We start from the raw sequence: 21626 nt of genomic DNA, 5'->3' as shown, positions 1-21626 counted from the left end.
TCAGCCGACCGTTACTCCGATGTCAGCGTCAGCTCGGTCGGGCCGAAGGACACGTTGAGGTTGACGTCGATCGTCATCTGCCCGTCGGCCGTGCGGCAGGCGAGCCTCGCGACGAACGGCGTTTCGAGCCAACGGATCGTCGCGACGAACGCGTCGCCGTCACCGTAGGCACTGGTCACGACGCGCTGCACCTCCGGGGCGACCGCATCCAGGAGTACGCCGTTACTCGATTGCTCACGCCAGTCGCCGCCCGCGCAAACGATCTCGGTCGGCCCGTCCGAATCCCGCTCGACGCCGAGCAGCGAGAACGTGCCGGTCCCGTCGGGGTCGAGGCGAACTGCCGTCAGCCCGACGATGTTCTCTGCGAACCGGTACGTCTGGCCGTCCCCGCCCGTCGGTGCGGGACCGGTCGGCGGCGGCAGCTCGAGCCGATCGGGCCGCGCCACCGGCGTGACCTCCTTGCCCTCGAGCGCGGGCAGCAGGTGGTCCCAGACCGTGTCGACGATGGCCTGCATGTCGCCCGTCGCGCTGGTGACGATCAGGGCCGCGTCGTGGTCGGGGAGGATCATGACGAACTGACCGAACGCGCCGTCGCCGCGGTAGGTGTTGTTCCGCCCGCGCCAGAACTGGAAGCCGTAGCCCTGCTGCCAGTCCGGGTTCTCCTGGTGGTCGTTGGGCACCTGCTTGGAGGTCGCCGCCTCGTACCACTCGGCCGGGACGAGTTGCTTGCCCTCCCACGCGCCGTGTTGCAGGAGGAGCTGGCCGAACTTCGCCAGCGACTCGGTGTTGATGCTCAGCCCCCAGCCGCCGACGGTGATGCCTTCCCTCGACACCTGCCAGGTCGCCTCGGTGATCCCGAGCGGCTCGAACAGCCGCGGCTTCAGGTAGTCGAACAGCCGCTCACCGGTCAGCCGCTGCAGGATCGCGGACAGCATGTACGTCGCGCCGCTGTTGTAGACGAACACCGTTCCCGGCTCGTGGTCGACGTCGAGACCGAGGAAGATCTTGACCATCCGGCGGTCCCGTGAAAGCGCCGCGACGGTGTCCTCGCTGTGGCCTGTCGTCATGGTGAGCAGATGCCGGACCGTCATCGCGGCCAGGTTGTCGCTGATCGTCTCCGGCAGCTCGTCGGCCTCGAAGAACGAGATCACCTTGTCGTCCAGCGCCAGCAGGCCGGCGTCGATCGCCAGCCCGACCCCGGTCGAGGTGAAGCTCTTCGACACCGAGAACAGCAGATGCGGATCGGCCAGCCGGTACGGCGACCACTCCTCCTCGAGTACGACGTGACCGTGCTGCAGCAGCATCACGGTCTGGATCTCTGGCTCGGACTCGTCCAGGGCGACGACGAACGCATCGAGTGCGGCGCCGGACAGTCCCTGGTCCTCTGGGGTACTCCGTGGAAGGCTGCTCACCCCAGGCACGTTATCTCCCGGATCGGACAAATATCAGGTGCGTTCTACCCAGCGGGCAGCCGTGATCCTGAATCGGTGAAGGTGGCTGATGTCGAGACAGGCGGGGACGCGACCGTGCGGGTGGGTCCTTCAGCCTTGGTTGTCGGCCTGGTCTGAGGGTTGGAGGTGGTCGAGTTTGTCGGGGTTGACGACGCCGTGGATGGTGGTGATCTGGCCCTCGGCAACGACGAAGGACCAGACGGCGGCCGTGCGGTTCGCGAGGTCGCGGATGCGGAGGGCGGGCTGACCGCCGACGTGTACCGGCTCGGCGGTCAGGTCATGACCGCGGAGCTTGACGAACGCACCGACCAGCATCCGGGCAACGTTCCGCGCTCCATGCACCGGCCGTGGGAACCCACCCTTCCCACCACCGTCGCCGGTGAACGTCGCGTCCGGTGTCAACAACTCGACCAGCTCCTCGAGCTCACCACGTTGCGCCGCCGCGACGAAGCGCCGTACGAGCTCGTCTCTTTCCTGCCGGGACGCGTCGAAGCGCGGGCGTTCGTCGGCGAGCCGGCGACGCGCGCGTACGGCGAGTTGGCGGCAGGCTGATGGGGTCTTGCCGATGATGCCGGCGACCTCGTCGTACGGGTAGCCGAAGACGTCGCAGAGGAGGAACACCGCACGCTGATCGGGAGACAGCCGCTCGAGAACGACGAGGAACGCGGTCGATAGCGAGTCCGAGAGCGCGGCTCGGTCGGCGAGATCGACGTACTCGTCGACGGCCGGTTCGGGCAGCCACGGGCCGACGTACAGCTCGCGTTTGCGGCGCGCGGACCGCAGTTGGTCGATCGCGAGCCGGGTCGTGACGGTGGTGAGGAACGCCTTCGGCGACTCGACGTCCTTTTCGCGGTGCAGCCGGAGATAGGCCTCCTGAACGACGTCTTCCGCGTCGCCGAAGCTCCCCAGCATCCGGTACGCGATCGACAGCAGCAGTGGCCTGAGTTCCTCCATCACACCTTCACAGACGATCGAGGCGGTCTCTGAGTGACACTGTCACACGATCGATTGTCCGATCGTCTGCAATCGACATGAACACAGTCACCTGGATCTTCACCGGCGTCCTGGCCGTGGTCTTCACGGTCTCCGGTGTCGCCAAGTCCACGATGTCCCGCGATCGCCTGATCGCGACCGGTCAGACCGGCATCGCGCCGTTCCCGATGCCACTGGTTCGAGCCGTCGCGATCTGCGAGTTGTTCGCCGTCGCCGGCCTGTTCGCGCCATGGCTGACCGACACAGCCCGCGTCCTGACGCCGCTGGCTGCGGTCGGCCTCACGATCGTCATGATCGGCGCCGCGACCTCCCACGCCTCCCTCCGCGAACCCAAACCAGTAGCCGCCAACACCACCCTCCTGGCCCTGGCCGCCTTCGTAGCAGCCACCCGCTTCGCCGCCCTGACCTGAAAGGCACCACCCGCAGAGCCGCCGGAGACCGGCCAGGTGCCGGCCGGTCTCCTCGAGCGACTATCGCTGCACGAGTACGGCGACTGTGCGGGGCGGAACCGTGGCGGTGCCGGTGCTGGAGGTCCAGGTTGTTGCCTTGACCACCGGATCCGAGCCTGCGGCCTGGACGAGGGACAGTGACAGAGATTGGCCGGCCAGGGCCGGAATGGTTTGGGTCACCGCGGAAGCGGTGGTGTTGAAGACGACTACTACGCCCTTGAGGGTTGGGTCGGTGTTGGGGCCGGTGGTGTCGTCGACGTGCATGGTGATGACGCCGGGGGTGGTGCCGCTCAGGGGGAAGCTGAGTTTCTGGTTGATCAGGTTCGCGGTGCCCAGGCGGAACAGGGGAGTGGAGAAGCGGAGCTTCAGGAGGTCGTCTGCGGCAGCGGAGGCGGTCGCGACGTCCGTGGCGGTCGGCTTCAGGGCTGGGTTGGCGAGGAGTGGCTGCATGTACTGCCACTTGGCCTCATTGTCCGGCTTGGGCGGCAGGCCGTGGCCGAAGCCGTTGTCGGCGCCCGTCCAGTCGAGCATGTTGAACCAGTCACCGGAGTCGTACGAGTTGCGATCCAGCGACTTGCTCCGCAGCATGTCCGCACCGGCGTGCCAGAACGACGGGGTCTGCGCCAGCGCGGTCGTTGCCAGCGACACCGTGTTCATCCGGATCCGGTCCGGCATCGTCATTGCCGTCGGCAACTTGTAGGTCAGCGAGTCCCACAGCGTCTCGTTGTCGTGGGCATCGACGTACGTGATCACCTCGTCGGGCTGGTCGGCGTACCCGGCTGGTGAACCGTTGTAGTCGACCCCGTCACCGCGGACGACCGCACCGGTCTCCGCGGACGTGAAGCTGAACGCGCGCAGGTTGCCGGTCAGGCCGAGCTGGACGAGGTCGGTGTCGTGGGCGAGCCGTTTCGCACGGTCCGCTTCCGAGCCGTTCACCGGGTCCCCGTTCGGGTCGCTCGCGGCGCCGGAGCCGAAGCCCTGGATCCGCGGGTTCTCGTCGAACGGACCGCCACCGCGGACCGCGTCCCGGAGCCGGTCGGAGAACGTGCCGATCCCGGTGCCGCCGAGGTTGCCCTGCCGGGCCTGGACGAACAGCGCGTCGTTCGCGACCTCGCCGAAGTTCCAGCCCTCGCCGTACAGATAGATCTTCTTGCCGTCGACACCGTCCTTGGCGAGCGTCAACTTGTCGAGCGCGGCCCGGACCTTCAGCATGTTCGCCTTGCTGTGGTGGCCCATCAGGTCGAACCGGAAGCCGTCGACGCGGTAGTTCCGGGCCCAACTGACCGTGCTGTCGACCATGATCTTCTCGGCCATCGCATGCTCGGTCGCGATGTTGCTGCAGCAGGTGGACGTCTCGACCTTCCCGGTCGCGTTGAGCCGCTGGTAGTACCCGGGCACAACCTTGTCCAGCACCGACGTCGGCGCTTGACCGGCCGCCGGTGTGTGGTTGTAGACCTGATCGAGTACGACGCGCAGCCCGGACTTGTGCAGTCCGCCGACCATCGTGCGGAACTCGGCGACGCGGGCGAGACCGTCGCGCTGGGTGGCGTACGAGCCTTCCGGCGCGAGCCAGTGGTACGGGTCGTAGCCCCAGTTGAACCCGTCCTTCGCCGCGACAGCGGTCACGCACGCCTGCTGCTGGTCGGAGTCGGGCGGCAGCGCTTTCAGATCACACGCCGGCGACTGCTGCCCGGTCTCCGGGATTGATGCAATGTCGAATGTCGGCAATAGGTGCACGGTGTTGAGCCCGGCGGCCGCGAGGGCGCGCAGATGCTTCGTCCCGTTCCCCTCGTCGGCGAAGGCGAGGTACGTCCCACGGTGTGCGGCCGGGACGGTGCTGTCGCTGATCGAGAAGTCGCGGACGTGCAGTTCGTAGATTGTCGAATCGACCGCCTGCGCGAGTTTCGGCGACGGCGTACTCGACCAGAGCGCCGGCTTCCCGGCCGGATCGTTCAGATCGACCGCCACCGAGTACGCCGAGTCGGTCGTGAGCGCGACCGAGTACGGATCGGTGACGACGTTCGTCTCCACCTTGCCCGTCGACGGTGCGAAGGCGGTCACCTGGTAGCGGTACGCGGCGTTCTTCCACGACCGTGGCCCGCTGACCGACCAGGATCCGTCGTCGCCGCGCTTCATGGCGATTGTCTGCAATCCGACGAGAAGATTGACCTTTTGTGCAGTCGGCGCCCACAGCGTGAACCGCGGCGCGCCACCCTGCCAGGTCACGCCGTACGAGCGCCCAGCCGCCGACCTGCCGTACAGGTCGTCGAGGACTCCAGGGATCTGTACGCCGGTCGCATCGAGCAGACGCCCGGCGTCGTCGTACTGTGCGAGGCCGAGCTGCCCGGTCAGGATCTTGCGGGCATCCGCGTGGTCCAGTCGGAGCGCGGTGTACCCCTTCAAAGCAGGGAACTTCGCCAGCACCGCAGCAGGGATCCCAGCGCTGTCATAGCGCAGTCCGGCCGACGTACCACCGATGTCGTCCGCATCCACCTTCAGAGAACCGTCATCCGACCAGTGCAGCCGCCAGCGCGACCGCTCCGGGTGGGCAACCGGCGGTACGGCGAGCAGGTCGCGGCCGAGCCAGTAGGCCTTGGCCTGGCTCAGGTCAGGCTGCGCACCGGGTTTGGACGTGGTCACAGTGAGGGCGTGGGTCGCGAGCACGTACGAGAACGTGACGACCAGCCCGTCCGACGGCACGGTGATCGGAACGTTGTTGGCCGGGTAGCTCTCGTCGAAGGACAGGTTGTGTGCGACCTTCGCCTCATAACTGCCCGCTTTCAGCTCGCTGGTGGACCAGGTGTAGGTGCCGTCGCCGTTCTCGTCCGTCAGCCAGGGTCGCATGCAGGCCGGATCCCAGTCGGCCGGACAGCCCAGCTCCGACTGGAACGAACCGGGCACGGTGATGATCGGCCCCTCCGCACTGGAGGTGGCGAAGTGCCTGCCGTGCTCGTAGTAGAACGTCACCGGTCCGGCGGGCGCGGTGTACGAGATGTTGGCGCCGTTCAGGTTGCCACCGGCACCGTAGTTCTCGTCCCACGCCTTGTTGATCGCCGCCTTGTAGGCGTGCTCACCGGCCGGGATGGTGTAGGTGCCCTTCCACACGTTGTCCTTCGGGTCGCGCGTCAGTTGCGCCTGGTCGCAGTCCGGCGACCAGTCCGCCTGGCAGCCCATCTCACTGTTGTGGTCGCCCGGCACGCTGACGTTGGCGGGCTGCACGACCGGACCGGTGCCGCCGCCACCGCCGCCCGGAGCAGCAGGGTCGCCGACGACGCCGTACGACCCGGACACCGAGTAGTGGCCCGACACATCCCGCAGCACCGCGCGGTACTCGAGTAGCGTCCCCTTCGGCACCCCGGACACGTCCTGGAACACCCGGTACAGCGCATTGTCGTCAGAGCCGAGCCGCTTCCACGCAGTCGTCCCCACGGGCCGGTAGCCAAAGGTCACTGCCACCGGAGTGTTCGCGGGAACCGCGGCCGCGATCTCAGCACGCCCGCCGACAGTCGCACCGAGCTCCGGCGAGCTGATGTAGACAGCTGGTGCCTTGGACGGCGATGGCACCTTGCTCTGGGCCTGATAGACGGTCACGGACAGCGGCGCCTGGCTCAGCAGCACCCGGCCCTCGCGGTCGGTCCGCACCGACTTGGAGCCACCGTAGACCGGCTTGAACGAGGTGTTCGCCCCGTACGTCGGGATCGTCGCAGTCGCGGCGGACTTCGAGTTGTTCGCGACCACCAGATACTCGACGTTGTCGCTGCCGAGCCGGCTGAACGCGTACAGCCCACTGGTGTTCGACGAGTACCGGTGCACCTGCCGCCCGTCGGCCAGCGCCGGGTACTTCGCCCGCAGCTTCTGCAGCGCCGCGATGTGCTTGTACATCACCGCGTTGCCGTCGTACCTGTCCTGGCTGCCGATGGTCGTCGTACCGGTGCCGTCCACGATCTCGTCGTCGGTGTAGTCGCTCGTCTTGGTGGCGAACATGTCCTGCCGCGCGTCCTTGTCACCACCCGGACCGGTGAAGCCCTGCTCGTCGCCGTAGTAGATGACCGGCTGACCGCGAGTGAGGAACATCAGCGAGTGCGCCAGCTTGTCGCGGGCGAGCAACTCCTGGCCGTTCGCGCCGCCCTGCTTGAGGAACGTTCCGACGCGGCCCATGTCGTGGTTGCCGAGGAACGTCGGCAGTTGGTACGCGTTCGAGTCGGAGTCGGTGTAGTAGTCGTCGTTCGCGTAGAGGTCGCGCAGCTTCGTACTCGGATCGCCCTTCGCGAACGCCACCGCGTTCTGCTGGAAGCCGAAGTCGAGGGTGGCTTGCAGCGCGCCGGCCGTGGTGTACGTCGACATGAACTTCGGGTCGGCGTCGAACACCTCACCGAACATGAAGAAGTCCTTCGCGCCGGCGCCGTTGGCCGCCTCCAGGATCTGCGGCGAGAACTTCTGCCAGAACTCCAGGTTGACGTGCTTGACCGTGTCGATCCGGAACCCGTCGATGCCGAACTCGGCCCAGCTCTTGTAGACGTCGATCATCCCGTCGCGGACCCGCGGCTGCTCGGTGAACAGGTCGTCCAGGCCGACGAAGTCGCCGTACTCCGCGCTCTCACCGGCGAAGGTCGAGTCGCCGCGGTTGTGGTACAGCGTCGGGTCGTTCAGCCAGGCCGGCACCTTCACGGTCTCGTCGGCCCGAGTCCGGAAGACGGGAACGTTCGGGAAGGACGTGTTCCGGTCCAGCGGCGGGAAGACATCGCCACCGGCATAGGTCTTGTCGTCGAAGACGTTGCCGGCAGCATCCTGGTACGGCGAGGTGGACTTCGGGATGTAGCCGTACTGACCGGACTGGTATGCGATCACATCCGCGGTGTGGTTGGTGATGATGTCGAAGAAGACCTTCATGCCCTTGCGGTGGGCCAGGTCGATCAGCCGCTTCATGTCCGCGTTGGTGCCCAGATGCGGGTCGATCTGGGTGAAGTCGGTGATCCAGTAGCCGTGGTACCCGGCGCTCACGTCGGCGCCGGCACCCTGCACCGGCCGGTTCTTGAACGACGGCGTCAGCCAGATGGACGTCGTACCGAGGGCCTTGATGTAGTCGAGCTTCTGGATCACGCCGGTCAGGTCGCCACCGTGGTAGAAGCCCTTGTCGGTCGGGTCCAGGCCGGTCTGCAGCCGGTCACCGGTCAGCCCTCCGGCGTCGTTGGACTTGTCGCCGTTGGCGAATCGGTCCGCCATCAGGAAGTAGAACCGTTCCTTGGTCAGGTCCTGGCGCAGGCTCGGTGACGACAGCGCTCTGTCGGCCGGGGTCACTGCAGACCCGGCCAGGTCGACCGGCTTCACACCGACGACGTGGCTGGTGTCGTCGTAGCTGAACGCGAGCTTGGCCGGTCCCTCGATCCGCAGCGGGATGTTCGGGCCGTTCAGCACCCCACCGGCGCCGTAGTTCTCGTCCCAGCTCCCGTTGACCGCGACCTTGTACTCGTACGATCCGGCCGGCACGTCGAAGACCTTTGCGTACGGCGCGGCCGCGCCCAGACTGGTCGCCGCACACCCCGGATCCCAGTCGCCCGCGCAGCCGAGCTCGTTCTGCAGCGACCCGGCCAGCGTGATCACCCGATCGGCCGCGACCTGCGCGGGCGCCGGTGCCGCCGTACCGAGTCCGAGCACGACCACCGCTACCGCGGTGAACCCTGCCGTCCATCGCCTGAACCCGCGCATCCCGGTCCCCTCCCAGCCGACTGAGCCTGCCGGGACGCTAACCCGCCACTTTCACCGAGAGGAGGCCTCAAATGTCACGGTCGGATCACGAGCCTCGGCAAAGTGCTTTCGATGGGGGTGTGGAGGACGGTGGTCGCCTGGTCGTCGTATGGGGTTGGCTCGGCGTTCAGGATCAGCAGGGGTTTGCCGGCGTTGAGGGCGATGTCGCAGAGGCCGGCGGCGGGGTAGACCTGCAGGGACGTGCCGACGGCCAGGAACACGTCGGCTGCCTCGGTGGCCGCGACGGCGGCGTCGAGGACGCGGCGGTCCAGAGACTGGCCGAAGGAGACAGTGGCCGACTTGAGGATGCCGCCGCACACCTCACAGGCCGGGTCTTCGTCACCGGCGTCGAGACGCAGCAGTACGTCGGCCATCGGGATCCGACGGCCACACCCCAGGCAGTCGACGAAGCGGACGGTCCCATGCAGTTCGTGGACGAGGTCCGGTGACGAGCCGGCCTTCTGGTGCAGGCCGTCGACGTTCTGGGTGATGAGTCCGGTCAGGCGGCCCTGTCGCTCGAGCTCCACGAGCGCGAGGTGGCCCGGGTTCGGCTCCATCGTCCAGACCGGTACGGCGAGACGGTGCTTCCACGCCTCAACCCGGACCGCGCGGCTGGCGACGTATTCGTCGATGTCGAACATCGCCTGCGCGGCCGGGTTCTTCGTCCACACTCCCTGTGGGCCGCGGAAGTCGGGGATCCCGGACGCGGTCGAGATCCCGGCCCCGGTCAGTACGGCAATGCGCTCAGCGTCGATCAATCTGTCGATCACGCAGTCGAACGTACTGCCTTCCACTCGGGGGCCAGGATCGACATCAGGATGTCGTCGTGGCGTTCGCCGTCCAGCGCGACGGCCTGCCGCAGCCGGCCTTCCTCGACGAAGCCGGCCTTCTCGTACACCCGCCGCCCGCGGGGGTTGAAGGCGAAGACGGTCAGCGAGATGCGGTACAGCCCAAGCTGCTCGAAGGCATAGTCGACCACCATCCGGGTCGCTTCGGTCCCGAGTCCCTGGCCGCGGCCGTCCGCACCGATCATGATCCGGAAGTTGCAGGACTGGTCGTCCGGACTCCACTTGTTCAGCACTGCCTCGCCGACGGTCCGGCCGGTCGCCTTCGACACGATCGCCAGGTCGAGGCGATCGGTCTGGTCCTTCCGGGTCCGCAGCCATTCGCGGTACATCTCCTCCTCGACGCCGCTGCCGTCGTCGTGAGGATCGGTGAACCTCGTCACCTCAGGATCGGCCATCGCCGCCACCAGCGCGTCGTAGTCGCTCTCGTCCAGTGGGCGAAGGATCACGAGCTCACCGGTCAGAGTCGGCTTCTCCGCGAAGTCAGTCACGACGCGCAGTGTTTCAGCTGACTCGGCGGATCACATACCTGTTTTCGTCCGCCGACAGCAGGTCTTGGGAGCGCATCCGGCACCACGCTGGGATGTCGGTGGCGGCGGCCGGGTCGTCGGCGAGGACGGTGACGGTGTCGCCGATCGCGACGGTCGGTAGCGCTTTCGCCAGTTTGATCACCGGGAGTGGGCAGAGCAGGCCGCGGCAGTCCAGGTCGACGTTCACATCCCCACCTCCGCGCGGATCCGGCGCACGATCCCAGGCAAGACCGTGCAGAACCGGTCGATCTCGTCGTACGTCGTAGTCCGGCCCAGCGAGATGCGCACGTTCCCGTGGGTGAGTACGCCCATCGCTGCGAGGACATGGGACGGTCGCAGGGTGCTCGACGTACAGGCCGAACCGCTGGAGACAGAGAAGCCTTTCGCGTCGAGGGCGGTGACGAGTGCCTCGCCGTCGACGTACAGGCAGGAGAAGGTGAGGACGTGCGGCAACCGGTCCTCGGGGTCGCCGACCACCTCGACGTCCGGGATCCCGGCCGCCACTCGTTGCCTGAGCTCGTCGATCCAGGCGTGATGGTTCTTGTTCAGTTCGGCGGCTTCGGCGAGACGGGTCTGAAGGGCAGCCGCAGCGGCGAGCGTGTTGGGGATGTCCGGGAAGCCGGGGGAGAGGCCGTCCTCGCGCTCATCCATCGGCCAGGTAGGCGCGATCCGGGTCCCCTTGCGCACCGCCAGCAGACCGACGCCGGCAGGCCCGCCCCACTTGTGAGCGCTTGCCGTCAGCACCGACCATCCCGTCGGTACGGCGTCGTGCCCGATGGACGCGGCCGCGTCGACGAACAGCGGTACGTCGCCACAGACCTCGGCGGCGGCCTCGATCGGCTGTCGCGTACCGACCTCGTGGTTGGCCGACTGCAACGCCGCCACCGCGACACCCGGCGCCCGCACCGCCTCCCCGAACACATCCAGGTCGACCCGTCCGACCATGTCCACGCCGACCTCGACCCCCGCGTCCCCAGCGGTGTGCAGTACGGCGGAATGCTCGACGGCACTGTGGACGACGGCAGTGCCAACGCGCCTGCGGGCAGCCGTGACCGCAGTCAGTCCAGCGTGGATGGCCGCCGTACCGGAGGTGGTCAGGAACAGCTCGTCCGGCCGCACCCCGACCGCGTCGGCGAGGACCGCGCGGGCGTTGTCCAGCAGCAGTCGGGCGGTCCGGCCCTCATGGTGCAGGCGGACCGGATCGGCCCAGCCGGAATCGACTGCCGAGAGCAACATTTCCCGCGCTGCCGGGTGTAATGCCTCGGCCGACGCAGCGTCCAGATACGCACGCTCACTCACACGGGAAACGCTAGAGCATGTCTTCCCCTCCGATGCCGTCGCGAGGAGGTGCTCGGTGCCCCGCAGTCGGCAGCGGAGGGGAAGACATGCTCTTGGCCCTACCTATGCGCGGGAGTGAGAAAGGTGTCCAGTAGTGTTTGGTCGTCAGTCTCACTTGGGAAGGGAAAGGCGCCCCGTGGGTTCGAACGGCACGCCCGGAGTGGACGAGCGCGCGGCAGGTCTTGCCGGCGCCACACGTCCGGCGAAGCGACGCCTGCTGGTCGGTACGGGAGTGGTGGTCGCCACCCTGCTGCTGACCGGTTGTTCGTCGGCGACCACTGAGCAGTGGAAACGACTCGGTCTCCCCGAGGGCGCATCGGACCGGACCGAGGCTGTCCGAAGCCTCTGGGTCGGTGCCTGGATCGCCGCACTGATCGTCGGTGCGATGGTCTGGGGCCTGATCCTGTACGTCTCCGTGCGCTACCGCAAGCGCAACGACGAGGCTCCCCGGCAGGTCCGGTACAACCTGCCGCTCGAGGTGCTCTACACGCTGGCGCCGTTCGCGATCATCGGCGTGCTGTTCTTCTACACCGTCGAGCACGGCAACAAGATCACCGCGATGTCGGACAACCCGGCGCACACGATCAACGTGGTCGGCCAGCAGTGGCAGTGGACCTTCAACTACAAGGACACCGTCGACGGGCAGGAAGGCGTCTGGGAGACCGGCACGCTGCAGAAGCCCGCCGAGCTGTGGCTGCCGGTGAACGAGTCGGTCCACTTCGACCTGACCTCGCCGGATGTCATCCACTCCTTCTGGGTGCCGTCGTTCTACTTCAAGCTCGATGTCATCCCGGGCCGGACCAACCGGTTCGAGCTCACCCCGACCAAGACCGGGACCTTCGCCGGCAAGTGCGCCGAGCTCTGCGGGCTCTACCACAGCCGGATGGTGTTCACCGTCAAGGTGGTCACCAAGGACGAGTACGACGCGCATCTGCGTGACCTGGCCGCCAGAGGCCAGACCGGCGCCGCCACCGGTGGACAAGACGCCACCACCATCCCCGGTCACGGGGAGCAGGAGGGGGAGAAGTGACCGACTTCGCCGAGCGCACCGGCGCCATCGGTAGCACCACCGTGTTGCCGCGGCGGCGCAGCAAGGGCCAGCTCGCGGTCAAGTGGATCACCACCACGGACCACAAGCTGATCGGCCACATGTACCTGATCACCTCGTTCGCGTTCTTCCTGATCGGCGGCGTGATGGCTCTGCTCATCCGCGCCGAGCTGGCCAAGCCGGGCCTGCAGATCGTGAACGAAGAGGTCTACAACCAGCTCTTCACCATGCACGGCACGATCATGCTGCTGCTGTTCGCGACCCCGCTGTTCGTCGGCTTCGCGAACGAGATCATGCCGATCCAGATCGGTGCCCCGGACGTCGCGTTCCCGCGGCTGAACATGTTCAGCTTCTGGCTGTTCCTGTTCGGCGGCCTGATCACGATCAGCGGCTTCTTCACCCCAGGCGGCGCGGCTGACTTCGGCTGGTTCGCCTACGCCCCGCTGTCCAACGCGGTCCGCTCGCCGGGCATCGGCGGAGACCTCTGGATCATGGGTCTGTGGATGGCTGGTCTGGGCACCATCCTCGGTGCGGTCAACTTCGTCACCACGATCATCACCATGCGGGCGCCGGGTATGACGATGTTCCGGATGCCGATCTTCACCTGGAACATCCTGGTCACGTCGATCCTCGTGCTGATCGCGTTCCCGATCCTGGCCGGCGCGCTGCTGATGCTGGAGGCGGATCGAGCCCTAGGGGCTCACGTCTTCGACGCTGCGAACGGTGGGCCACTGCTGTGGCAGCACCTGTTCTGGTTCTTCGGGCATCCAGAGGTCTACATCATCGCGTTGCCGTTCTTCGGCATCATCACCGAGATCCTGCCGGTGTTCAGCCGCAAGCCGGTCTTCGGCTACATCGGTCTGGTCTCCGCGACCCTCGGTATCGCCGTCTTGTCGGTGGCGGTGTGGGCGCACCACATGTTCGTCACCGGCGCGGTGAACCTGCCGTTCTTCTCCTTCATGACGTTCTTGATCGCGGTGCCCACCGGGGTGAAGTTCTTCAACTGGATCGGCACGATCTGGGGCGGCTCGGTGTCGTTCGACACGCCGATGCTGTGGTCTATCGGCTTCCTCACCACCTTCCTCTTCGGCGGTCTGACCGGCATCATCCTGGCCTCGCCGGCACTGGACTACCAGCTGTCCGACAGCTACTTCGTGGTCGCGCACTTCCACTACGTGGTGTTCGGGACCGTGGTGTTCGCGATGTTCGCGGGCTTCTACTACTGGTGGCCGAAGTTCACCGGCCGGATGCTGGACGAGCGGCTCGGGAAGCTGCACTTCTGGTTGCTGTTCATCGGCTTCCACACGACCTTCCTGGTGCAGCACTGGCTGGGTGTCGAGGGCATGCCGCGGCGCTACGCGTCGTACGGCGCGAACGAGGGCTTCACCACGCTGAACGAGGTGTCCAGCGTCGGTGCCTTCATCCTCGGCCTGTCGATGCTGCCGTTCTTCTACAACGTCTACAAGTCGCGGAAGTCGCCGCAGGTGGGCGTGGACGACCCGTGGGGCTGGGGCCGGTCGCTGGAGTGGGCGACCAGCTCTCCGCCGCCGCGGCACAACTTCGAGAAGCTGCCGCGGATCCGGTCCGAGAGCCCGGCGTTCGACCTGCACCACGCCGAACTGGCTCTGGCCGAGTACCCGGACAACCGGGCCGGCAGGGACAACCTGCTGGACGCCGGTGAGGACGAGGGCCGGGTCGAGCACCTGGAGCAGATCGCCGCCGATACCGACGCTGAGGGGAAGGACAAGGCGTGAAGGTCGAAGCCTGGGTCTTCGGGATCCTGAGCGTGTTCGTGCTGGTCGTGACGCCGATCTACTGGCTGATGGCCGAAGACCCGACCGGCACCACCGCACTGGTGATGACGTTCTTCCTGTCGCTGCTGGTGGCGTTCTACCTGAGCATCACGGCGCGGCGGATGGACGCCCGGCCGGAGGACCGCAAGGAAGCCGAGATCGTGGAGGGCGCCGGTGAGCTCGGCTTCTTCCCGCCGTACTCGTGGTGGCCGCTGTGGTGCGGGCTGACCCTGGCGGTCGTCGTCCTCGGCATCGTGTTCGGCTGGTGGCTGTTCATCGCCGGCTGCGGGATCGGCATTGTCACCCTCTCGGGGTTCATCTTCGAGTACTACCGCGGTGACCACGCTCACTAGTTGAAGCTCGTACGGGCGCCATCCGGGAGCCAACCGGATGGCGCTTTCGTGCGTCTTAAGGGGTGCCACCGGAGAATGGGCCGTTGTGGTCCGTACCACTGTGGTGGCGGTGTGCTTGCGCGGGTATTCCGGTACTACGGGTTACCCTTGCGGCGGTTGAAGCAAACAGGGGAGAGCTGGGGAATGGTGAGCGGTTCGGTGAGGAAACACGGCCTTGCCGTGGTGGGGATCTGCGCGTTGCTGCTGGTCGGCACCGCGTGCAGCGACACCGAGGCGGGCGGATCGCCGTCGTCCGGGGCCACACAGACCAGTGGTACGCCGGGTGCCTCGACCAGCCCGGGCAGCTCGTCCAGCCCGTCGGAGAACCCGGCGTCGGCGAGCATCTCGGTCGTCCCGGCCAAGGGCGCCGCGTCGGTCAAGCCGGATCAGCCGGTGACCGTGAGCACCACCGTCGGCACCCTGAAGGCGATCACGCTCAAGGACGACGACGGCGACAAGGTGACCGGCAGCTTCAACGCCGACCGGACCAAGTGGACGTCCACCCCGCAGCTCAAGCCAGGCGCGTCGTACAAGCTGAGCGGCACGGCCGAGGGCACCGATGGCGCCACGGTCCCGATCAGCTCGACGTTCAAGACGCTGAAGGCGGCGAAGAGCCTGAAGGCCTCGGTCGCCCCGCTGAACGGCGAGACCGTCGGCGTCGCGATGCCGATCCAGATCTACTGGAACAACCCGGTCAAGGACCGTGCTGCGGTCGAGAAGCGCCTGTCGGTGAAGACCTCGGTCCCGGTCACCGGCAGCTGGCACTGGGTGAACAGCAAGCAGGTCAACTACCGGCCGATGAACTACTGGCCGGCCGGCACCAAGGTCACCGTCGACATCGCCACCCAGGGCGTGAACGCGGGCAGCAACACCTGGGGTACGGCGAGCCGGACGATCGCCTTCAACATCGGCAAGTCGGTCGTCAGCAAGATCAACGTCAAGACGCACTCGATGACGGTGACGATCAACGGCAAGCTCGCCCGGACGATCCTGATCACCGCCGGCAAGGACGGCTTCACCACCCGCAGCGGGGTGAAGGTGATCATGGAGAAGTTCACCACCAAGCGGATGGACGCGGCGACGGTCGGCATCAAGCCGGGCGACCCGGAGTACTACAACATCAGCAACGTGAAGTGGGCGGAGCGAGTCACCAGCTCCGGTGAGTTCATCCACGGCGCGCCGTGGTCCGCCGGCAGCCAGGGCAGCGCCAACGTCAGCCACGGCTGCGTCGGTATGAGCCTCAAGGACGCCCAGTGGTACTTCGCTCAGACCCTCCGTGGCGACCCGGTCATCGTGACCGGCACCACCCGCCACATGGAGCCCGGCAACGGCTGGACCGACTGGAACACGACCTGGGCCAACTACAAGGCCGGCTCAGCCCTGTCCTGACCCATCAGAGCGATTCTGCCCGGAGCAAGGCCCCGACCACTTCGTCGGCATGGAAGACGGGCAGCGAGTGGTGGGTCGCGGTCTCGATCCGTACGACGCTTGCCCCGGCGGCACTGGCTCGCCGGGCAAGTTGGTCGGGGTTGTGGGCCTTGCTGCGATCCGCGACAACGACCAGGGTCTCGGTCTGGAGTTGATGTACGTCGGGCCTGGGCGGCAGGACCGGTCGGGTGGTGGGCTCGACAGCTGCCAGGCCGGCCAAGCGCAACCAGTCCGGGTCGACCGGCAGGCCTTGCGTCTCCCAGCGCAGGAACGACTCCGTACGGGCGGGGCTGGGCCGCAGGAGCGAGGGGAGTGCTCTGGCGACGTACCGCGGCTTCAGGCCGGTGAAGCAGTCGGTCGGGTCGATCAGCGCGAGCCTGCTGACCCGCACCGGATGCCGGAGGGCGTATGTCAGTGCGATCCGGGTGCCGTAGGAATGCCCGCACAGCGCAGCCTGCCCGATCTCCAAGGCGTCCAGTACGCCGGTCAGCCAGGCCATCAGGTCCTCGACCGTGCTCGGTGGGGTCGCCGTACTGCGGCCTGCGTCGCCGGGGAGGTCGAGGGCGTAGACGCGGTACTGCTCCGCGAGTCGGGGCGCGACGGTGAACCAGACCGGTGACGTGGCGCCGTGGCCGGCGAGCAGGACCAGTGGAGGGGCGTCGGCCGGGCCGCACGCGTTCACGTGGGTGCCGGCGAGGTCGAGCTGTTCCACCGGGACACCCCAGCGGCGGAGGAGAGCGTCGTACGCGTCCTGGAAGGTCATGGCGCGAGAATAGCTCACTGAGTGAGGTAAGTTGACGGGCATGCGTGAAGGAGTGATGCCGGCCGACCCGGGGCGGGCCGCGGCGCTGGAGCTGGTGCACCGACTGCGGGAGGTCGCACTGCGGCTCGAGCGGGCAGTGGGGGAGTTCGCCCGCGCGACCGGTCTGCACGCGACCGACGTACGGGCGCTCACGCGGCTGCTGGACGCCGAGCGGGCCGGTGTGGAGGCGACGCCGGGATGGCTCGCCCAGCAGCTCGGAATGACCTCTCAGGCGACGACGGCGGTCATCCACCGCTTGGAGGCCGCCGGGCACGTCGAACGCCTCAGAAGCCGCTCAGACGGCCGCAGCGCTCGCCTGCAGGTGTCCGAGACGGCAGTCGACCTCGGCTGGCAGTTCTTCGGGCCGCTCCTCGAGCGCCTGATCGGCATCACCGAGCACCTGGACCAGCGCGACAGATCGGTCGTCAGCGACTACCTGTCCGCGGTTGCTGACACCCTCGAATAAACCAAAAGACCCCGGCATCCCGGCCGGGGCCTTTTGGGTCGTGCTGCGATCAGGAGCGGTCGCTGGTGACTTCGCGATACGTCTCGGTCTCGCTGATGTCGTGGATCTCGTCCGAGTCGTGAGCGTGCTCGTGAGCCGCCTCCAACTCGTGCGTCGTCGGCTTCTGGATCGCGTCGGCGTAGTAGAAGCGTGACAGCCGGGCGCGGAGCTTGTTCAGGGCCCGGCGTGGTGCGCGGACGCCGTTGTCGTCGGTCTCCGGACCGATGTCCAGCGGCAGCATCCGGTCGTGCGCCGTGAGGCTGTACGCCTCGTAGTTCGAGATCGGCGCGTGCTTCTCGGTGTACTTGCCCTCGGGGGAGCGGACGATCACACCGGTCTCCAGACCGTGCATCAGCCGGTCGTTGTCGGCCCGCTGCAGCGAGATCGCGACCCGCCGGACCACCCAGAAGGCGAGCACCGGGCCGATGAACACCGCGAACCGGAGGAACCAGGTCACGTTGTTCAGCGAGAGGCCGAAGTGGGTGGCGATCAGGTCGTTACCGCCACCGATCCACAGCAGCGCGTAGAAGGTGATGAACGCGGCACCGATACCGGTCCGGGTCGGCATGTTCCGCGGCCGGTCGAGTAGGTGGTGCTCACGCTTGTCACCGGTGATCCAGCCCTCGATGAACGGATAGAGCGCGACCAGGGTGACGAAGGCAGGAGGTATCAGCAGGGCCGGGATGATCAGGTTCCAGCTGAGCGTGATGCCCCAGAAGTGCGACTCGAATCCGGGCATGATGCGGACCGAGCCTTCCAGCCAGCCCATGTACCAGTCCGGCTGGGATCCCGCCGTCACCTCCGCCGGGTTGTACGGCCCGTACAGCCAGACCGGGTTGATCTGGAGCAGCGCACCCATCAGCGCGGTGATGCCGAAGACGACGAAGAAGAAGCCGCCGGCCTTGGCCGTGTAGACCGGGAACAGCGGGTAACCGACCACGTTCTTCGCGGTCCGGCCGGGACCGGCGTACTGCGTGTGCTTGTGGTACACGACCAGGAACAGGTGGACCGTGACCAGGGCAAGGATCAACCCCGGAATCAGCAGCACGTGGATGGTGAAGAAGCGGGAGACGAAATCGTCACCCGGGAACTCGCCGCCGAAGATGAAGAAGTTCAGGTACGTCCCGATCACCGGGGACGCCCCGATCATCCCCTGGGTGATGCGTAGACCGGTGCCGGACAGCAGGTCGTCGGGGAGACCGTAGCCGATGAAGCCCTCGATGATGCCGAGGAACAGCATGGTGAAGCCGATCACCCAGTTCAGCTCACGCGGCTTGCGGAACGCGCCGGTGAAGAAAATGCGGAGCAGGTGCACCATCATCGCGGCGATGAACAGCACGGCCGCCCAGTGATGGATCTGCCGCATCAGCAGACCGCCGCGGACGTCGAAGGTGATGTCCAGCGTCGAGGCGTAGGCCTCGGACATGTGCAGGCCCTTGAGCAGGCTGTACGAGCCCTGGTACTCGACCTCGCCCATCGACGGCTTGAACCAGAAGGTCAGGAAGATGCCGGTCAGGATCAGGATGATGAAGCTGTACAGCGCGATCTCGCCGAGCATGAACGACCAGTGGTCCGGGAAGACCTTGCGCAGGTTCTTCCGGCCGATCTTCGCGATCCCGAGGCGATCGTCGAGATATTTGACCGGTGGCGGGAACTCTTTGTCTGACACTGCAGTCACCCTCGTTCGAAGAAGCTCGGGCCGACCGGCTCGGTGAAGCCGCTCTGCGCAACCAAGTAGCCCTCTGCGTCCACTGCCAACGGTAGCTGAGGAAGTGGCCGGGCCGCAGGGCCGAAGACGACCTTGGCACCGTCGGCCAGGTCGAACGTCGACTGGTGGCACGGGCAGAGCACGTGGTGGGTGGTCTGCTCGTACAGGGAGATCGGGCAGCCGACGTGGGTGCAGATCTTGGAGTAGCACAGGATGCCGTCGACACCCCAGTTCTCCCGGCCCGGCGGCGTACGGATCTCGCTGGGCTTGATCCGGACCACGATCACCGCGGCCTTCGCCTTGGCGTTCTGGTACTCGACCGGGCTCTCCTCCTGCAGCGGAGCCAGGTTGGCGGGCGCGGCGTTGACCAGCTGGCCGACGATCATGTCGGAGGGCTTGATCGGGCGGTCGGTGACGTCGTTGACGACCCGGATGCCCTTCGCCCAGATGGTGTTGAAGAGGGCGCGGCCCGGCAGCGGACCGAGGTCGCGCAGCAGCACGATCGCCGGCAGGCCGAGCAGGCCCAGTCCGGTGAACAGCCCGCGGCGGATCAGCTTGCGCCGGGTGAAGCCCGACTCCGCGACACCCTGCTTGAAGGCGTCGCTGATGTCGGCGATCTGCTCCGGCGAGGAGTGGGCCGGGTGCCGGTCCTCGGAGATCTCCTCGTCGACCATCAGCTTCTTGGCCCACTGGATCGCGCCGGCGCCGAGCAGGAACAGGGCCAGGCCGATGCACAGGCCGATGATCATGTTGTTGGCGTTGCCGGACAACGGCCCGAACGCGATGGTGGAGTCGCGCGGGATGGCGAAGTACGCCACGCAGGACCCGAGGGCGAGCAGACCGGCCAGGGTGAACATCGCCGAGACCTGGCGCTCGACCCGGTCGGCCGCCTTGGGGTCGATGTCGGTGATCCGGTACTCGTGCGGCTCGATACCCGGGTCCGGGATCGGCTCCGCCACCTGCACCTGACTGTGCTCTTCGTCTGCCTTCACGGCAGGAAGGTTCTCGTCACTCATTCGGCCTTCGCTCCCTTGGCCTTGACGCCCTTGGCGCCGATCCACACCGCTACACAGACCAGCAGGCCGATACCGATCAGCCAGCCCCACAGACCCTCCGAGACCGGGCCGAGCCGGCCGAGGCCGAACCCGCCCGGGTCCTTCTGCTGCTGAAGCGCGTTCAGGTAGGCAATGATGTCGCGCTTGTCCTCAGGCTGCATCACCTGGTCGGAGAAGACCGGCATCTGCTGCGGACCGGTGAGCATCGCTTCGTAGATGTGCTTCGGGTCGACGTTCATCAGCGACGGCGCGTACTTGCCGTTCGGCAGTGCGCCACCGCGGCCGGCGAAGTTGTGGCACGCCGTGCAGTTGGTCCGGAACAGCTCGCCACCGCGGGTGATCTGCTCGTCGGTGGCCTTGCTGATGTCGTACGACTCCTGCGCCGGAACCGCCGGGCCGGGGGCGAGCGAGGCGACGTACGCGGCCAGGGCCTCGATCTCCTCCTGCGTGTACGTCGGCGTCTTGCGCGGCACCTGGGCACCGGGCTGCATGGCGGGCATCCGGCCGGTCCCGACCTGGAAGTCGACGGCGGCCGCGCCGACCCCGATCAGCGACGGGCCGGCCATCTTGCCCTCGCCGTTCGCGCCACCCTCGGCGTTCAGGCCGTGGCAGCTGGCGCAGCCGACCGCGAAGAGCTTCTTGCCCTCTTCGATCTGCTGGGACTGGGCCGAGTTGTCCGCCACCGCGTCGTCAGGGGCGAACGCGGCGTACGCCGAGCCCACTGCCAGGAGGCCGAAAAGAAGCACGACGAGGCCGGCGGACCGGTGCCGTCGTCGCGCGGAGAGAAAGCGCGCCGGTGACAAGGAAGGTCTCTTCTCACTCATTTGAGCAGGTAGATGGTCGCGAACAGGGCGATCCAGACCACGTCGACGAAGTGCCAGTAGTACGACACGACGATCGCCGAGACGGCCTGTTCGTGGGTGAACTTTCGAGCCATGTACGTCCTGGCGAGGACGAACACGAAAGCGATGAGGCCGCCGGTCACGTGCAGACCGTGGAACCCGGTGGCCAGGTAGAAGACCGACCCGTACGGCGACGACGAGATCGTCACGCCCTCGTGGACCAGCTTGGCGTACTCCGTCACCTGGCCGGCGATGAAGACCGCGCCCATCAGGTACGTGAGGATGAACCACTCACGCATGCCCCAGGACCGGATGTTCGCCAGTGCGCCGGACCGGCCCACCTTGCCGTGCTCGGCGGCGAAGACACCCGCCTGGCAGGTGAACGACGACGCGACCAGGACGAACGTGTTCACCGAGGCGAACGGGACGTTCAGCATCTCGGTGGACGCCTGCCACAGCGTCTCCGTACCCGGAGCGGCGGCAGCGGTCGTCACCGACCGGATGGTGAAGTATGCCGCGAACAAGGCGGCGAAGAACATCAGCTCGCTCGAGAGCCAGACGATCGTGCCGACACTGACCATGCTGGGACGGTCGTGGTGTCCGTGTTCACGAGACGCTGGGAGCGCGGTTGCAGTGGCCACGCGGTCATTATGTCGTTCCAGGTATCCACCGCCACGACCACCCCCATGCATGTCGTGAACT

At 67.0% G+C, this 21626-nt stretch carries 18 protein-coding genes; 6 read left to right on the top strand and 12 right to left on the bottom strand.

The window, feature by feature from the left end; genetic code table 11:
- Positions 1–11: 11 nt before the first annotated feature.
- Both E0H75_RS18100 and E0H75_RS18095 read right to left on the bottom strand, forming a co-directional pair.
- Positions 12–1412: a serine hydrolase domain-containing protein gene (locus E0H75_RS18100; RefSeq protein ID WP_238163101.1), complete on the bottom strand. Its 1401-nt coding sequence runs from the start codon at positions 1410–1412 to the stop codon at positions 12–14.
- 129 nt (positions 1413–1541) lie between these two features.
- Entirely contained in the window at positions 1542–2405 is an 864-nt protein-coding gene (locus E0H75_RS18095) for an RNA polymerase sigma-70 factor (RefSeq protein ID WP_131514689.1), read from the bottom strand.
- A gap of 77 nt (positions 2406–2482) precedes the next feature.
- Here E0H75_RS18095 and E0H75_RS18090 point away from each other — a divergent pair, with 77 nt between their 5' ends.
- Positions 2483–2854 carry a DoxX family protein gene (locus E0H75_RS18090; RefSeq protein ID WP_131514688.1) on the top strand — a complete coding sequence of 124 codons (372 nt, stop codon included), beginning with the start codon at positions 2483–2485 and terminating at the stop codon, positions 2852–2854.
- A gap of 60 nt (positions 2855–2914) precedes the next feature.
- Here the strand turns inward: E0H75_RS18090 and pulA are convergent, their stop codons facing one another.
- The 5 genes from pulA to E0H75_RS18065 all read right to left on the bottom strand — a co-directional run bounded on the left by pulA (position 2915) and on the right by E0H75_RS18065 (position 11312).
- A complete protein-coding gene (gene pulA, locus E0H75_RS18085; RefSeq protein ID WP_131514687.1) occupies positions 2915–8599 on the bottom strand; it encodes a pullulanase-type alpha-1,6-glucosidase in 5685 nt (1894 codons plus the stop codon).
- A 74-nt stretch (positions 8600–8673) separates the two neighbouring features.
- Positions 8674–9408, bottom strand: coding sequence for an SIR2 family NAD-dependent protein deacylase (locus E0H75_RS18080; protein WP_202873028.1), 735 nt, complete (start codon positions 9406–9408; stop codon positions 8674–8676).
- A complete protein-coding gene (locus E0H75_RS18075) occupies positions 9405–9974 on the bottom strand; it encodes a GNAT family N-acetyltransferase (protein ID WP_131514685.1) in 570 nt (189 codons plus the stop codon). Before E0H75_RS18075 ends, E0H75_RS18080 begins: the two co-directional genes overlap by 4 nt.
- Before the next feature lie 13 nt (positions 9975–9987).
- Positions 9988–10200 (bottom strand): sulfurtransferase TusA family protein, encoded by a 213-nt coding sequence (locus E0H75_RS18070; protein ID WP_131514684.1) that lies wholly within the window; start codon positions 10198–10200, stop codon positions 9988–9990.
- Positions 10197–11312, bottom strand: coding sequence for a cysteine desulfurase family protein (locus tag E0H75_RS18065; RefSeq protein ID WP_202873027.1), 1116 nt, complete (start codon positions 11310–11312; stop codon positions 10197–10199). The genes E0H75_RS18070 and E0H75_RS18065 overlap by 4 nt, the downstream gene beginning before the upstream one ends.
- Positions 11313–11487: 175 nt before the next feature.
- On the opposite strand from E0H75_RS18065, the gene ctaC reads away from it, so the two are divergent.
- From ctaC to E0H75_RS18045, 4 genes are all read left to right on the top strand, one after another.
- Positions 11488–12381 (top strand): aa3-type cytochrome oxidase subunit II, encoded by an 894-nt coding sequence (ctaC, locus tag E0H75_RS18060; protein ID WP_131514683.1) that lies wholly within the window; start codon positions 11488–11490, stop codon positions 12379–12381.
- 26 nt (positions 12382–12407) lie between these two features.
- Positions 12408–14153 carry an aa3-type cytochrome oxidase subunit I gene (gene ctaD, locus E0H75_RS18055; protein WP_475009178.1) on the top strand — a complete coding sequence of 582 codons (1746 nt, stop codon included), beginning with the start codon at positions 12408–12410 and terminating at the stop codon, positions 14151–14153.
- On the top strand, positions 14150–14545 hold the full coding sequence (locus E0H75_RS18050; RefSeq protein ID WP_131514681.1) for a cytochrome c oxidase subunit 4: 396 nt from the start codon (positions 14150–14152) through the stop codon (positions 14543–14545). Before ctaD ends, E0H75_RS18050 begins: the two co-directional genes overlap by 4 nt.
- 198 nt (positions 14546–14743) lie before the next feature.
- Positions 14744–15973 carry a L,D-transpeptidase gene (locus tag E0H75_RS18045; RefSeq protein WP_238163100.1) on the top strand — a complete coding sequence of 410 codons (1230 nt, stop codon included), beginning with the start codon at positions 14744–14746 and terminating at the stop codon, positions 15971–15973.
- Between the two features lie 4 nt (positions 15974–15977).
- Here the strand turns inward: E0H75_RS18045 and E0H75_RS18040 are convergent, their stop codons facing one another.
- Positions 15978–16775: an alpha/beta fold hydrolase gene (locus E0H75_RS18040; protein ID WP_165553815.1), complete on the bottom strand. Its 798-nt coding sequence runs from the start codon at positions 16773–16775 to the stop codon at positions 15978–15980.
- 40 nt (positions 16776–16815) lie between these two features.
- On the opposite strand from E0H75_RS18040, the gene E0H75_RS18035 reads away from it, so the two are divergent.
- On the top strand, positions 16816–17280 hold the full coding sequence (locus E0H75_RS18035; protein ID WP_202873026.1) for a MarR family winged helix-turn-helix transcriptional regulator: 465 nt from the start codon (positions 16816–16818) through the stop codon (positions 17278–17280).
- Positions 17281–17329: 49 nt separating this feature from the next.
- On the opposite strand, the gene qcrB is transcribed toward E0H75_RS18035, so the two are convergent.
- Genes qcrB through ctaE form a run of 4 tightly spaced genes read right to left on the bottom strand, consistent with a single transcriptional unit; the run spans position 17330 to position 21616 of the window.
- Positions 17330–18988, bottom strand: coding sequence for a cytochrome bc1 complex cytochrome b subunit (gene qcrB / locus E0H75_RS18030; protein WP_238163099.1), 1659 nt, complete (start codon positions 18986–18988; stop codon positions 17330–17332).
- Between the two features lie 5 nt (positions 18989–18993).
- A complete protein-coding gene (qcrA, locus tag E0H75_RS18025; protein WP_131514678.1) occupies positions 18994–20043 on the bottom strand; it encodes a cytochrome bc1 complex Rieske iron-sulfur subunit in 1050 nt (349 codons plus the stop codon).
- The gene (qcrC, locus tag E0H75_RS18020) at positions 20040–20906 is read right to left on the bottom strand and encodes a cytochrome bc1 complex diheme cytochrome c subunit (RefSeq protein ID WP_131514677.1); all 867 of its coding nucleotides are present in this window, start codon (positions 20904–20906) and stop codon (positions 20040–20042) included. The genes qcrA and qcrC overlap by 4 nt, the downstream gene beginning before the upstream one ends.
- Entirely contained in the window at positions 20903–21616 is a 714-nt protein-coding gene (gene ctaE, locus E0H75_RS18015; RefSeq protein WP_202873025.1) for an aa3-type cytochrome oxidase subunit III, read from the bottom strand. The genes qcrC and ctaE overlap by 4 nt, the downstream gene beginning before the upstream one ends.
- Positions 21617–21626 lie beyond the last annotated feature (10 nt).

The organism is Kribbella capetownensis (assembly GCF_004331485.1).
Taxonomy (GTDB): Bacteria; Actinomycetota; Actinomycetes; order Propionibacteriales; family Kribbellaceae; genus Kribbella; species Kribbella capetownensis.
Note: the sequence above shows the minus strand (reverse complement) of the source record. Positions and strands in the feature narration are given on the sequence as shown.

What these genes read in the sequence shown, in the direction of transcription:
- E0H75_RS18095 (WP_131514689.1), bottom strand. Translation starts at nt 2,405, where the DNA reads ATGGAGGAACTCAGGCCACTGCTGCTGTCGATCGCGTACCGGATGCTG.
- E0H75_RS18090 (WP_131514688.1), top strand. Translation starts at nt 2,483, where the DNA reads ATGAACACAGTCACCTGGATCTTCACCGGCGTCCTGGCCGTGGTCTTC.
- pulA (WP_131514687.1), bottom strand. Translation starts at nt 8,599, where the DNA reads ATGCGCGGGTTCAGGCGATGGACGGCAGGGTTCACCGCGGTAGCGGTG.
- E0H75_RS18040 (WP_165553815.1), bottom strand. Translation starts at nt 16,775, where the DNA reads ATGACCTTCCAGGACGCGTACGACGCTCTCCTCCGCCGCTGGGGTGTC.
- E0H75_RS18035 (WP_202873026.1), top strand. Translation starts at nt 16,816, where the DNA reads ATGCGTGAAGGAGTGATGCCGGCCGACCCGGGGCGGGCCGCGGCGCTG.
- qcrA (WP_131514678.1), bottom strand. Translation starts at nt 20,043, where the DNA reads ATGAGTGACGAGAACCTTCCTGCCGTGAAGGCAGACGAAGAGCACAGT.
- qcrC (WP_131514677.1), bottom strand. Translation starts at nt 20,906, where the DNA reads ATGAGTGAGAAGAGACCTTCCTTGTCACCGGCGCGCTTTCTCTCCGCG.
- ctaE (WP_202873025.1), bottom strand. Translation starts at nt 21,616, where the DNA reads ATGCATGGGGGTGGTCGTGGCGGTGGATACCTGGAACGACATAATGAC.